The 13,772-nt window shown below is 49.1% G+C and carries 9 protein-coding genes and 1 riboswitch; of the genes, 3 read left to right on the top strand and 6 right to left on the bottom strand.

Annotated features, from left to right (window positions below; all coding sequences use genetic code 11):
- Nucleotides 1-3 precede the first annotated feature (3 nt).
- The 4 genes from LOS79_RS30730 to LOS79_RS30715 all read right to left on the bottom strand — a co-directional run bounded on the left by LOS79_RS30730 (nt 4) and on the right by LOS79_RS30715 (nt 9,307).
- Nucleotides 4-951, bottom strand: coding sequence for a hypothetical protein (locus LOS79_RS30730; protein ID WP_315414735.1), 948 nt, complete (start codon nt 949-951; stop codon nt 4-6).
- A gap of 30 nt (nt 952-981) precedes the next feature.
- Nucleotides 982-4,266: a VWA domain-containing protein gene (locus tag LOS79_RS30725; RefSeq protein ID WP_315414734.1), complete on the bottom strand. Its 3,285-nt coding sequence runs from the start codon at nt 4,264-4,266 to the stop codon at nt 982-984.
- 19 nt (nt 4,267-4,285) lie between these two features.
- Complete coding sequence (locus LOS79_RS30720; protein ID WP_315414733.1) at nt 4,286-8,446, bottom strand: fibronectin type III domain-containing protein; 4,161 nt, start codon at nt 8,444-8,446, stop codon at nt 4,286-4,288.
- Nucleotides 8,447-8,498: 52 nt separating this feature from the next.
- Nucleotides 8,499-8,599: riboswitch (cyclic di-GMP riboswitch) on the bottom strand.
- Between the two features lie 348 nt (nt 8,600-8,947).
- Complete coding sequence (locus LOS79_RS30715; protein ID WP_315414732.1) at nt 8,948-9,307, bottom strand: HesB/IscA family protein; 360 nt, start codon at nt 9,305-9,307, stop codon at nt 8,948-8,950.
- A gap of 377 nt (nt 9,308-9,684) precedes the next feature.
- On the opposite strand from LOS79_RS30715, the gene mqnE reads away from it, so the two are divergent.
- Together mqnE and LOS79_RS30705 are read left to right on the top strand one after the other, a co-directional pair.
- Complete coding sequence (mqnE, locus tag LOS79_RS30710) at nt 9,685-10,791, top strand: aminofutalosine synthase MqnE (protein WP_315414729.1); 1,107 nt, start codon at nt 9,685-9,687, stop codon at nt 10,789-10,791.
- A 71-nt stretch (nt 10,792-10,862) separates the two neighbouring features.
- Nucleotides 10,863-11,924: an NAD(P)/FAD-dependent oxidoreductase gene (locus LOS79_RS30705; RefSeq protein ID WP_315414728.1), complete on the top strand. Its 1,062-nt coding sequence runs from the start codon at nt 10,863-10,865 to the stop codon at nt 11,922-11,924.
- A gap of 19 nt (nt 11,925-11,943) precedes the next feature.
- Here the strand turns inward: LOS79_RS30705 and LOS79_RS30700 are convergent, their stop codons facing one another.
- Nucleotides 11,944-12,198, bottom strand: a complete 255-nt coding sequence (locus tag LOS79_RS30700) for a YuzB family protein (protein WP_315414727.1) — start codon at nt 12,196-12,198, stop codon at nt 11,944-11,946.
- 82 nt (nt 12,199-12,280) lie between these two features.
- Here LOS79_RS30700 and LOS79_RS30695 point away from each other — a divergent pair, with 82 nt between their 5' ends.
- Nucleotides 12,281-12,529, top strand: coding sequence for a NifU family protein (locus tag LOS79_RS30695; RefSeq protein ID WP_315414725.1), 249 nt, complete (start codon nt 12,281-12,283; stop codon nt 12,527-12,529).
- 335 nt (nt 12,530-12,864) lie between these two features.
- Here the strand turns inward: LOS79_RS30695 and LOS79_RS30690 are convergent, their stop codons facing one another.
- Nucleotides 12,865-13,743, bottom strand: a complete 879-nt coding sequence (locus LOS79_RS30690) for a MetQ/NlpA family ABC transporter substrate-binding protein (protein WP_315414724.1) — start codon at nt 13,741-13,743, stop codon at nt 12,865-12,867.
- Nucleotides 13,744-13,772 lie beyond the last annotated feature (29 nt).

Here is a 13,772-nt window from a genome sequence, read left to right as displayed (position 1 = left end):
CCTCTATCTGCGGTTAGGATCAATCGCTTGAATTTCTTCTCTCACAGCTTCAGCAGGACTCTGCGGCATGACATCGCCCGGACTCGGCGGGACAATCTCAGGCAGCGGTGAACCTGCATCCGCACCTGAAGTAAGCGTAGTATCTGAACTTGTATTTTCCGTTCCCCCGATGTTCCCGGCTACTGAATGGTCTGGCTGCAATTGCTCCAGCATAGCTTTCTCCAGCAGCTCCATCGTAACGATCATATTCTCTTGCAGACCTGCAAGATGTTCTTCTTTATTCTCAAGATATTTCTTCTTATCGGTCAGGTACATTTCAAGCTCCAGGCCTGTCTGCAAAGTGAGCAGGTATTCATTCATCACCGATTCCATAGACCCGAAATCCTTCTGCAGGGTAAGGAGCAGCCGGACGGCCTGCCCCTCCACAAACCTTCCGTTGATTGTACTGTAAGCCTCTTGAAGAACGGAATCCTCGGTTTGTCCCGTGAACATCCCCGCGGCAGGCTTCTGTACAATACCGGTTACAGAGTCTTTATCCTGAATTTCCTTTAATTGCTGCATAACCCGTTCCGTCAACAGTTTGGCTTCCATGATCTCGCCATCTTTGAACCCCTGCCGGCGAAGCTGCTCCAGCAGCTCCTCTCCGATTCCTGCTTCATTCAGCAGCGAACTCCGGTCCTGCTTATCCGTACTGCTATTCTCAGGTGTCTGATCCTTCAGCCGCTCGGATACTTCATTCCAGGTGATCCCTGTTTGTTTAATCTTGATAATCTGATCCGCGGTAACTCCAGTCAGATTGGATAGGTCTGCCGCAATCTGCTGATCCTGCTGAGTAATCATTTGATCTGCCATGTCCTTTTTCTGCTTGGGAAAAGTAACAATTGCCAGCTCTGCCACCAGAGCAATCATTACGGCGATCGCAATGTATTTGTTTATCCGCTTTTTGCTCATTTCAATTCATTGCTCCCTTAAGCCAATCTGTTAATCTACTGTCACATGCACGTTCGCTGTTCCATTTATTTTGGATTTAAATAGCAGCGTTGTGATTTCACCCGACCAGGAAGAGCCTGGCACCACATTCTGGTTAATCGTGAAGATGATCTTCCCGCTGCTGTACACCGCGCTCAGATTGGAGTCTGGAATGACGCCGCTCGATAGGTCATGGGCTGGTGTGAAATCATACAGATCTGCTAATTCAAGCTCATTCGGATCGTAAGTTACCGTGAAGACCAGTTCGCTAAAGTCCTGAACACTCGAGGCCAGCAGCGTCAGGCTGTATTCCTTGTCCTTCTTCACTGCAAGGGTATAATCCGGGCTGGTTGTACTCTTCTGCAAAGCCGGACTCCAGGCCGTAACTCCTGTTGCATTCATTGCCCGGATACGGTACGTATGTGCCGTCCCCGACGTAAGATTGTTATGAATATATTTGCTTGCCCCTGCTAACTCCTCTACCTTGCCGTCAATTTCAAGCTGGTAGCCTGTAGCGCCCTCGATCTTCTTCCACTGCAGCTCTATGGATGTATCTTTGGCGAAGCCATCGAGCTTCTCCGGGGCATCCGGCAGATTCGAGAGCGTGGAAAGTGCCAGCACCGCTACCCATTCCCCGGCATCCGTTCCCTGCTTCACGCGGATCTTGTAGACATGGAATTCTTCTGCCCCCAGCCCAGTGTGGCTGTAGATGGTATTCGCACCGTTATCCAGCAGCTTGCCGTCCACTTCGATATCATACCGGGCGTCTGCCGCTACTGTATCCCAGGACAAGGTGATTGATTTGTTGGTGACGATTGCCGCCATATTAGTCAGCGCCAGCGCATCTGTTCCTGCCGGCATTGTGCTCATCGTTACCAGCTTGGACCATCCGCTGGAGCCGCTGATATTATTGGCCCGGATTCTGTAGGTGTGTGCGCTATCCGCTGCCAATTGATCATGTACAAAAGAATTGTCAGGAACATTCACCACTTTGTTGTGGTCGATTTCCACATCATAGCTATCCGTATGCGGTACGGTATACCAGGATGCCGTAATTGCGGTCTGATCCGAAGTAGTCATAATATTCGTTGGAACATCCGGGATTTCCGGGTGAGTTGTAATATCCAGCGGCGCACTCCAGGCGCTTTTTCCGCCGATATTCTTGGCCCGTATCCGGTAGGTATGACCGCTTAGCGCATCAAGCCCCTCATGGGTATAGCTGCTTAGCCCGTCATTCTCTAGGATTAACCCGTCCACTTCAATTTCATAGCCGGTCGCCCGCTCCATACCGTCCCATTTCACCGCAATCTTATGAATCTCGGTAACCGCTGATATATTCGTTGGTGTAGCCGGAGGATCCGGCCAGGTCTGCTGCTTCACCGGGGCGCTCCACTCACTGGTGCCTCCCGGATTGCTGGCCCGCACGCGGTAGCTGTGATCGGTCTGGGGCTGCAGCCCTTGATGAACATAGCTGTTGCTGTTGCCGTTATCCACGATATTCCCGTCGGCTTCCACCTCATATTTCGTTGCTTTTGCCACCAGGTCCCAGCCGAGGGTCACCTGCCTCTGGCTGGGCAGCGTGAAGAGCTGTCCCGGAATGGCCGGAGGATCGGGCAGCGTCAGCTTTGTTACTAGCGTACTCCAGTTCCCTGTTCCGCCTGAATTCCGCACCCGGACCCTGTAGGTATGCTGTGTATTGGGCGACAAGCCATTATGTATAAACGTACTAGACGTACCATTGCTGATTACCGTGCCGTCTGCTTCTACATCGTAGCCCAAAGCATTCGGTACTGCGGGCCATGTTAGCTTAATCCACTGCTGCGACACGTCTGGCGTAATACCCGCGGGTGCAGACGCTAAGGTTGTTCCGCTGACTGCCGCCCCATAAGCGGTCTCCAGACCCTCGCTATTCCTGGCCTTGGCTTGAAAGCTGTAGCCGGTATTCGCGCTTAGTCCGCTGACCGCCAGACTCTTGCCGTCCAGTGTCAGCCAGGCAGGAGAACCCACCAGTGTCCCGGACGAGCTTACATAAGAAGAACCGGACTGAATGACATACTTCACTCCTGAAGCATTCCAATCATTCACCACCAGCTTAAGTGTGGTTTCACCCGTAGTTTGCACCGATACAGCAGGGATTTGGGCTTTCGTATGCATATTTTGCTCTTTTACAGAAATATGTCCCGCCTTGTCCCTGGCTTCAAACTTAGTGTAATAGGATGTATTAGGAGACAAGCCGCCTACGCTATAACCGGGTGCTGTTGTCCAGCCGCTGCTCTGGCTTCCGATCGTATACCGGTAAGGTGCACTTTCCAGCCCTGAGCCTGTATCCGAAGCCGACCCGGTAATTTGTATTTGGGAGTCTGTTGAGCTTACTTCTATACTGCCAAGCAAGGGATTGGATTTATCAACGAAGATGGACACAACATCCTGTACGGTTGCTGAACTGTCGCTGACTGTGAAGCGGAGCGTATGTGCCCCTTCTGATATCGCCCCCATGTTAGCCGCACTGAAGGAAACTATCTGGGCGGTAGCCGTATTGGTTACTGACTTCTCTTCCCGGGCCCAGGGTTCGGAATCGAGATAGTAACGGAGAGTCAAAAGCTCATTATCCAAGTCGGCTACCTTAAGTGCGGGTATGAACGAGCCCTCACTAATGAGTTGTCCACCGTAAGGAGAAACAATCTCCATCGTAGGGATTTTCTGAATCTGTTGAAAGATAGTCGTCAAATTTTGATTGAAATTGCTGTACAGATCTAAATAAAGCCCGCCGGTGGCGTTAGAAAGCTGCTCAAACTGCCATTTTATAGACTCTACACCTATAGAAGTAAGTTTAATGTTATTGCTGACAAGCTGGCTTTTCACACTATCTGTAGTGTTGTACATAGATAGCGACTTAATCTCTTCATCACCAATCAAGATGAAATACTTCGTCGAATTCACATCAAATGCGTAATAGTCCATTGCTTTTTTGATCGCATCCAGACCGACCTCATCACCTCCGTCGATAACGATACTGCTCAAATATTGCTTGAACACATTAACATTAGAAGTGAAATCATAAGTTGTAGTCTCATATTCATAAGTTACAAGTCCTAAACGAAAATCTATACCTTGGTTATTCAATTGGTTACAAAAGGCATTAATATTATCCTGAACATTTGTAATCGAACCGCCCATACTTCCTGAACGGTCAATAATGAACACAATGTCCACCTTGCTGTTGGCATGAGCAGGGGATGGAAGGATAACTGTTGTGCATATTAGGCACAGGCATAACAGCCATATTATTTTTTTCATCTATGTTTCTCCTTTAGCCTTACTCTATCTTGTAAGTCACTTTAGTAAGCTCATTCGTGCGGGCCGACAATTTGATCGTATTCATAACCGTCTTCCCTGTGCTTTGAATGGTATAGACGATTCTTCCAGGCTCATAACTGGTGATAACGATAGGAGTTCCGGATATTGCCCCAGCGGCTGTCTCAAGTTCCGGCGTCTCCGCCCGGAGATCAATAACCTCCAGATCCTCAGCACTGTAGGTGACCGTAACCTTGCGCTCTGTCAGCCCCGATTTCTGCGGAACAATAATGACAAAATTAAATTGGCTGTCCTTCTCCGGCTGGATGGTTAAGGCCGGGGTAGTGACCTTCTTCAGCTTGTCGGTCCAATCACTGCTCGCACCGGAATTCCGTGCCCTTACACGGTAATTATGCATTGTGTTAGGCTCCAGGCCGAGATGCTTATACTCTGTGACTGTGATATCAGTGATAATTTTGCCGTCAACCTCCAGATCGTACAGAGCCGCCCCTTCCACACTATCCCAAGATAATTCGATAGAATTTATAGTTGCCACACCTGTGAAATTCTGCGGTACTCCTGGAGCAGTAACACTGGTAATTGTCGTTGTCCAGTCACTCCATTCTCCCATCACCTGGCTGTTCTTCGCCCGGATCCGGTAGGTATGCTTTGTGTTGGATGACAGTTTGCTGTCCGTGAAGCTGAGCTTTGCTCCGTTATCTATCGTTTTGCCGTCAGCTTCAATCTCATAACCTGTTGCTCCTATAACAGCATCCCAGGATAACGTAATCTGATCACTCAGTGCTTTCACCTTAATATTCCCGGGAATGCCCAGAATCGTAGATTTGGTAAGTGCACTGCTCCATTCTCCAAGGCTCTCTCCATATTTGCCCCTAACCCTGTAGACATGCCATGAATACGGCTCTAATCCTGTATGCTCATAGCTGGTCATTTGACCGTTGTCAATGATTTCTCCATCGACCAGAAGATCATAACCCGTCGCCCCTTCCACCTTGTCCCACGAAAGCTTAATGCTGCTATTGTAGGCAACTGCTGTAAGGTTCTCAGGTTTACCAAAAACTGTTTTTGCAGATACCTCTCTGCTCCACTCTCCTGTACCTCCGGCATTTCTCGCTCTGATTCTATAACTGTGAGTGGAGAACGGCTTAAGCCCGCTGTGAATATAGCTGTTATCCAAACCGCCATGAACTACCGTACCATCCACCTCTATATCGTAGCCTGTTGCACCTGGCACCGGATCCCAGGTTAATGTAATCTCGCTGCTGGTTGCAGTGCTTCGTACATTATTGGGAACCCCTGCATGGGTTGTATATACAATCAGGGAGGTCCATTCCCCTGCCGCCTGTTGATTTTTGGCCCGGACCCGGTAAGTATGTTCAGAATTCAAGCTTAGTTCCGTATGGTTATATTCTGTATCCGTTCCGTTATCTATGATGCTTCCATCTACTTCTATGTCATATCCCGATGCTCCCTTAACCGTATCCCAGGTAACACGGATAGCACTTCCTTCCACGGTGGCGCTAAGATTCCGGGGAATGCCAGGCGTAGTGTATACAGTAATCTTACTGCTCCAATCACTTATTCCATTCTCGTTGTGTGCTCTTACTCTATATTCATGGATGCTGTTCGGCTCCAGGCCGTTGTGCGAATAGGAGGTTTCTGTAATATTCTCAATCTGCGTCCCATCAGCCTCTACATCATAGGCAATGGCTCCGGAGACAGCATCCCACTGCAGTGCAATTGACTGATCTGCAGCAGTACCTGACAGATTACCCGGGGCAGCCACAATAGTAGACTTGGCTATAATCCCGCTCCAGGCTCCCGGACCGCTGCTGTTTACAGCCCGTATACGGAAGATTTTTTGCATATTCGGGATTAGTTGATCTTCCAGATAGCTTGTAACATTTCCAATATTCTGAATGCTGTTATTCACCTCCACCTCATAGCTGGTTGCTCCAATAACAGGCTCCCAATTCAGTGTTATAGAATTACTCGTTGAGGCCATGCTGATATTCTGAGGGACAGCGGGAAGCGTCCAATAAGGAGTTAGCAGTGACCATTCTCCCTTTATATCTTCACTATTCGCCCGGACTCTGTAGGTATGCTCCGTACCGGGACTAAGATGATCCGCCACATAACCGGTTTCAGGCCCGAGCGGCGAAATTTCACCATCTATCTCCACTTCATATCCATCCGCATTGAACTGGGCAGGCCACTGTAAGGTGATGGCCGTAGCGGCTGGAATTGGAATAGGCTCGGGAATTCCGAATGGACGTAAATAGACAGACGGCACTGCCTCCCTGGACTGTTTGTCGCTTTCCCAGAACAGGTTCGCCTGCGGATTTCCCTGATCGTTTGCGTATTCCATTCTCAGATCATATTTTACTCCGGCCTGCAGTTGAACAAGTCCTTGACCGGTATTGTTCTGAGCATTCCACTTATCGACGAGCAGCTGATTATCTACCCATAGCCGGACCCCGCCGCCGGTATTAACAGAGAAGGTATATAGACCGGAATACTTAGGCTGTACTTGCCCGGTCCATCTGACTGAGAAATGCTGATTGGCAATACCGGATACCGGAAGCACTGGTTGTCCCGACAAGAAGACGGACTCATCCAGCTTCACAGCTTTTTGCCCGGTAAAGTTGTTGCCGCTGAAATATTCCGCTTTCAGACCCGATAGGACATATTTCAGCAGGGTCTGCCCTTCCGTACCATTTCCTGTATGAATCTGCGGTCTTTGATTGGTAATCAGATTGCCGCCTACAGCAAACAAGCCTCCCGTAGTAATATTCAAATTATTATTTACACTGACGTTATCACGAACAAACAAATCGCCTTTCTTAACATTCAGATTAGCTAATAGATTATTAGAGACGATCTCTCCTGCCGACATCTCTTCTTCTATGTTCATGGTTACATTAGTGTTGATATTCATATTGCCCTGTACCAGTACACGTTTGGCCTCAATCTGAAGGGTTCCTCCGTTATAAGTCAGTGAGCCGGCATACAGTTCATTATCCACATGGAACTTTAAGTTATTATTCAGTTGAAAAGCCCCCTGTACCCACAGATTTCCATCCGGTACAGTATTGCTGCTATTCATGATTTGAACAGTCAAGGGTGCATTCGCATTAAGCCCGCCGCGCAGAATTAATGATCCATAGACTGTGATAGTTAAATTCTGATTCGAATTGATCCCGTCAACGATGAGGATTACCGGCTTATCCGGACTTCCGAAGGTAACGCTCGCTTCCAGATTTAAGTGTCCGGATCTGATGACAGCAGGACTCTGTGTTTCTGAGAGAATCTTCTGCTGTATAGCAGCAGCATCTGATCCGTTCACCACAGTTGCAGCATGCTCATACTGCTGTACCTGCTCGCTGATGCCTGCAACCTGTTCACTCATGTGCCGGGAGATTTCTTCCCGTAATCCATTTACATATGTATACGGCGGTGCACTATGTACATTTATCATTGTGCCGGACATTAGAACCTTGTTCCCGGCAATCTTGTTCTGCTCAGCGGGAAGTCCGATCCTCGGAGGTGAAATTACCGGAGTAAACATATTCACCAGTGTAATCTCTACCGTATTCAGTGCCGTCTCTACATCTGGACCGTCAATCTGGCTCACTGTAAGTTTCCCGTCTGTGACTGTTACAATCTTTGACCGGGTCGCATGCTCTCCAGCCTTCAGGTTCATATCGCTCCAAAATTCCGTTCCTTCCACAGCAAGTGCATTCTTACTGTCATATACAGCATCCCCTACTGTTACAGCTACTTCATAATTACCGTTATCCACCTGAATCTCCCACTCTCCACCAGGGCTGATTCGCGTTAACGTGTCATGAATATTGTCACTGTATGTACTTTCTGTTGCAGATACGTTGTTATATGAATCCCGGTATGTACTTCTTGTTACTGTTGCCGTAGTGTGATCCTTATTCCAGCCATACTCATGACCATTCCTTGCAGCATAGATGTCCCCATAGTCAGCTATATATCCCGCAGGAACTGAACCATGAAGGGGCTGAAAATGAATTTTCAATGTATCCCCCTGAGCCAAAACTTTCATTGCTGTCCCCCCTATGAAGGACGTCCCCAGCTGGCTTACCAGCAGCAGACACAGCAGCTTAACCAGAAATTTTTTGTTCCTGCCCATAAATTCCCTCCACTCCATTCTTCAAACAAAAAAACGCAAAAAAACCACCGGAAAAAGCGGCCCGGCTGCCATAATCCAGCATCGTGAGATGCAGTAATGTAAGGCCCGTGGCTTTGCGTCCCTGACTTTCGTACAGGTTTGCCTTTGGTAATTCAAATAGTCTTTATTGCGAATAACATTACATAACTCTATATACAATCTATTCTCTGCATGGTAATAATACCCTAAAGTTATAAAGGAAGATATCGTCGTTATTGTGAACATTGTCGTATTTTATCTATTTTTTCAATAAAAACATGAAAACTTACGAAAAACGGATGCAAAACCCGGGAATTTCGCATGTTATGCAGAAGTGCGCATATTTCCATTTCAAAATTGGTCTCTTCAAAACCCTGCTGCTCCATAAAAAAACCTCCCGAATTTGTGCTGAGCATCAACACAATTTCAGGAGGTAATTTATCATTGTATAACATTAATTTCAGAAGTTGTCGAACTTGCCTATCAGCAAGGCTCCGCTGCCGGATTGCCCGCCTCTTCCTTCGTACGGAACGACGAACCACAGCCGCAGGTGGCGCTGGCGTTCGGGTTATTGATGGTGAAGCCGCCCGTCATGCCCGATTCCTCGAAGTCGATCTCAAGGCCGTTCAGGTAACGGATATCATCTTTACTTACGATAACCTTAAGGCCTGCAACATCCATGTACACATCCTGCTCAGTCTCGTTGTCGTCGAAGCCCATAGCGTAGGAGAAGCCGCTGCAGCCCCCCTCTGTTACGCCCAGGCGGAGAAACATATCCGGCACTTCCTGTTCAGCCAGCATAGCTTTCAATTGTACTGCTGCAGTATCACTGATTGTAATCATGATTGTCCTCCTCTAATTGAAATGGTTCAGCCTCTTCTAACGCCCTTGTATCAAGCAGCCTTCAGGCTGTAAGTAACAATCTAACGATTCAGCTAAGAAACGGGTAAATATGAGGTATATCCTAGCTTTATTCTGATTTAAACTAAGTATACTCCACTATTCCCTTACCCTCAAGTCACAAACACTCTCCGGATTTGCGCTTTACAGCGGATTATCCTGTCTTTGCCAGCGGTTGCTCACCCCCCGGGAGAGGTTTATAATAGGTAAAGCGCTATACGCAAAAATTCGGAAATTTGTCACGGAGACCGTTTCCGGCTTAGTTTTTAGCACAAGATTCTGCGATGCATTCGCCTCGCCTACCTTCAGGAGGAAATCATATGTCTACTATTATAACACCACACATGGATGCCCGGATGGCGAACATCATTGAGAAGGTCCGCGGCGGAGAAAGATTAAATTTGGAAGATGGCGTTTATTTATATGAGAGCAACGATTTGTTAACGATCGGACAGCTGGCGGGAGAGGTTAACCAGCGTAAAAACGGCAATAAAGTTTATTTTATTGAAAATATGAGCCTCTACTTCACCAATGTCTGCGAATCCCGCTGCGCCTTCTGCAATTTCCGCAAGGATGAGGGCGAAGAAGGCGCCTATACCCTTTCCGGCCAGGAAATGGTGCAATATGTCGAGCAGCATATCCATCCCGGCGTGCGGGAGTTCCATATTGTCGGGGGTCATAATGATCATGTACCCTTCCAGTATTATGTTGATTCACTAAGAGCCTTACATGAGCGCTTCCCTGAAGTTACGCTTAAGGCTTATACTGCCGCTGAAATCGACTTCTTCACCCGCATCAGCGGGCTCAGCATCCGCGAGGTGCTGGAGCAGCTGCGCGCTGCCGGACTGAAGACACTCACCGGAGGCGGGGCTGAGATCCTGTCTGACCAGTACCGCAAAAAAATGCGTGTCGACAAAGCGAATGTCGAGGAATATCTGGAGGTTCACCGGACAGCGCATCAGATGGGGATGAAGACCCATACCACGATGCTGTACGGCTCCATTGAGTCCCGCGAGGACCGCATCCGCCATATGCTGCAAATCCGCGAGCTGCAGGACGAAACAGGCGGGTTCATGGTGTTCATTCCGCTCTCCATGCAGCCTAAGAACAAGAATGCAGGCATTATGCGCCGCAACTCTGCTTATGAGGATCTGAAGACCATTGCGGTCAGCCGTTTAATGCTGGATAATTTCGACCATATTAAAGCTTACTTCATTAATATCGGAGCACAGCTGACCCAGGTGGCGCTTAGCTTCGGGGCATCGGATGTGCACGGCACCATTCTGAAGGAACGGATCAGCCACGCTGCAGGCGCATTGACACCGGAAGGACTGACCCGTGAAGAGCTGATCTGGCTTGTCAAAGGAGCGGGACGGATTCCGGTAGAACGCGATACCTTCTACAACGAAATTAAAGTATACGAATAATTAATACTGCTTCAAGGACTGCGGAACTGCATGTACAGCTTGCATCATATCCGAAAGGAAGATCAGTACGCATGAGAACTCTACTTGTCCTGGGCGGCGGCTACGGCGGTCTTGCCCTCATTCAGCAATTGCTCAATCATCATCTCCCCCATGATGTGGAAATCGTCCTGGTTGACCGGATGCCGTATCAGGGAATCAAGACAGAATATTATGCACTGGCCGCAGGGACTGTAGCCGATCATCATCTGCGTATTCAGTTTCCGGTTCATCCCCGGCTGACTGTACGTTATGGGCAGGTTGGCTCCATTGACCTCGAGAGCCGGCTGATTTTTCTCGACACCGGAGAGCCCGTAGCCTATGATATTCTGGCCATTGCTCTGGGCTGCACGGATAATTATCATAACATTCCCGGAGCTGAGCAATACGCCGGCAGCATTCAGAGCTTCGCTGGAACCCGGGAAACGTACCGCCGGCTGAATGATGTGAAGCCTTATGGAAAGGTGAATATTGTCGGCGGGGGTCTAAGCGGGGTCGAGATTGCTGCGGAGCTGCGGGAGAGCCGGCCGGACCTCAACATCACGATTCTGGACCGGGGGGAACGGGTATTATCCTCCTTCCCGGCCAAGCTGTCCGGCTATGTGGAGGAATGGTTCAATGAGCATCAGGTGGAGACAATCGGACGGGTATCGGTTTCTCATGTAGAAAAGGATGCCATCTTCAATGGCACCCAGGCAATTCCTTCTGATGTTACGGTCTGGACTGCCGGCATTCAGCCGGTACAGGTCGTGCAGCAGCTGGAGCTTCCGAAGGACCGCGGAGGACGGATTATCGTCGGCCAGTATTATAATGTAGCTGACTACCCGGAGGTATACGTCATCGGCGACTGCGCCAGCCTGCCCTTTGCACCCAGCGCACAGGCGGCAGGGGCGCAGGGAGAGCAGGTGGGGCAGATTATTCAGGCCCTGTGGCGTGATGAAACACCAAGGCTGCATAAGATCAAGCTCAAGGGAACACTCGGTTCACTTGGTAAAAATGCCGGCTTCGGCCTGATGGGCCGCCGCTCTGTTATGGGCCGCGTTCCGCGCCTGCTCAAGAGCGGTGTGCTCTGGATGTCCAAACGCCATTTCGGCTAGAACCTCCCGGGCTTCCCGCTTAATCAATCTCAAGGCTGTCCCAGGCCGCTGCGGCCTGGATTGCAGCCTCGATCGCCTCTTCAAGCTCGGCGGGGGATTCCGCTTCGATAATCTCCCCGTCGACCATGGCGAACGGCTGCAGGTAACATTGCCCGCAGTTGCTCAGGCAGCCGTATTCAATGACATCATATTCGGGGTTCTGCTCAAGCTTTGCTTTGAGCGCCTCTGTGCCATGTCCGGTATTGCTGGCACAAAATTCAATAATTGGTCTCATGTTAATCTCCCTATCCTGCCCAAACCATTTTATTTTTTAACTTTTTGTACTATAATAAACATACGAAAGGAGTGATTGAGAAATGAGTGAGAATGTACAAAGCCCAGCCATGTATGATGAAGTACTGGAAGTGCTTGATAAACTTCGTCCGTTCCTGCAGCGCGATGGCGGTGACGTAGAACTGATCGATGTAGAAGACGGCATCGTTAAGTTGAAGCTTATGGGTGCCTGCGGCAGCTGCCCAAGCTCCACGATCACGCTGAAGGCCGGGATTGAACGTGCCCTTATCGAAGAAGTAGAAGGCATTGAAGAAGTTATTCAAGTATTCTAATCCCGTTTCATAACCATCCCGGCCTTCTGCTGAAGAAGCGCCGGGATTTTTTTATGAGCTATGAATTAATGTTTTTCGGGGTCCCTGCAAAGTGCCTGATTAATCATCGAAGCCAGAGCTCCACTTTGTGGGGCCATTTTATTATATTAAATTTTATATATAGCGGCAACCTTACAGCCCGATTAGGAACAATATTCGCCTATTGCGAGAAATTGGAATGTTGAAACCATCCTAAGCAACAAAAATAGACCAGAGTCCGCTTCAGCAGCCATAAGGCTAACGGAGCAAGCTCTGGTCTTCTCTTCAACTACTCAGCTTAAGCTTAAGATTCAAGCTTAGAATGCAGGGATAATCGAACCCTGGTATTTCTCTTCGATGAAGGCTTTAGCTTCCGGAGAGGTCAGCGCTGCAGCCAGCTTCTGAATCGCATCGGAATCCTTGTTGTCAGGACGGGCTACCAGCAGGTTCGCATACGGGGAGTCTCCGCCCTCGATGAACAAAGCGTCCTTAGTCGGTACCAGGCCTGCTTCCAGCGCATAGTTCGTGTTGATCAGCGCGATATCCACTTCATCCAGCTGACGCGGCAGCATTGCTGCATCCAGTTCGATGATTTCCAGCTTCTTAGGGTTGTCAGTGATATCAGCTTTGGTGGAAGTGATGTTGGTATCATCCTTCAGGGTGATCAGGCCATTCTTAGCCAGCAGGATCAGTGCACGTCCGCCGTTAGTCGCATCGTTCGGGATTGCAACCTTTGCACCCTCAGCCAGCTCGTCGATGGATTTGATTTTTTTGGAATAAGCGCCGAAAGGCTCAACGTGAACAGCAGTCACAGATACAAGATCTGTACCGTTCTTCGCGTTCTGGTCATCAAGATAAGGCTTGTGCTGGAAGAAGTTCGCATCGAGCCCCTTCTCGGCCAGCTGTGTATTCGGAAGGATATAGTCCGTGAATTCTTTGATCTCAAGCTTAATGCCTTGTGCCTCGAGCAGCGGAGCAATAGCTTTCAGGATTTCCGCATGCGGTACAGGCGAAGCTCCAACCACCAGGGTTACCGGTTCAGCAGCAGGTTCAGTTGTCGGCTCAGCCGCAGCAGCTTCTGTCGGTGCAGTGGTAGCCGCGGAATTCGCTGCATTGTTCGCCGCGTTATTGTTGCCGCAAGCTGCAAGCACCAATACCATGGTCAAGCTGAAGAATGTGAGCAGTACTTTTTTCATCTGTAAATCCCCCTCAAATCAGTATGGTT

It is taken from the genome of Paenibacillus sp. MMS20-IR301 (genome assembly GCF_032302195.1).
GTDB lineage: Bacteria > Bacillota > Bacilli > Paenibacillales > Paenibacillaceae > Paenibacillus_AQ.
Note: the sequence above shows the minus strand (reverse complement) of the source record. Positions and strands in the feature narration are given on the sequence as shown.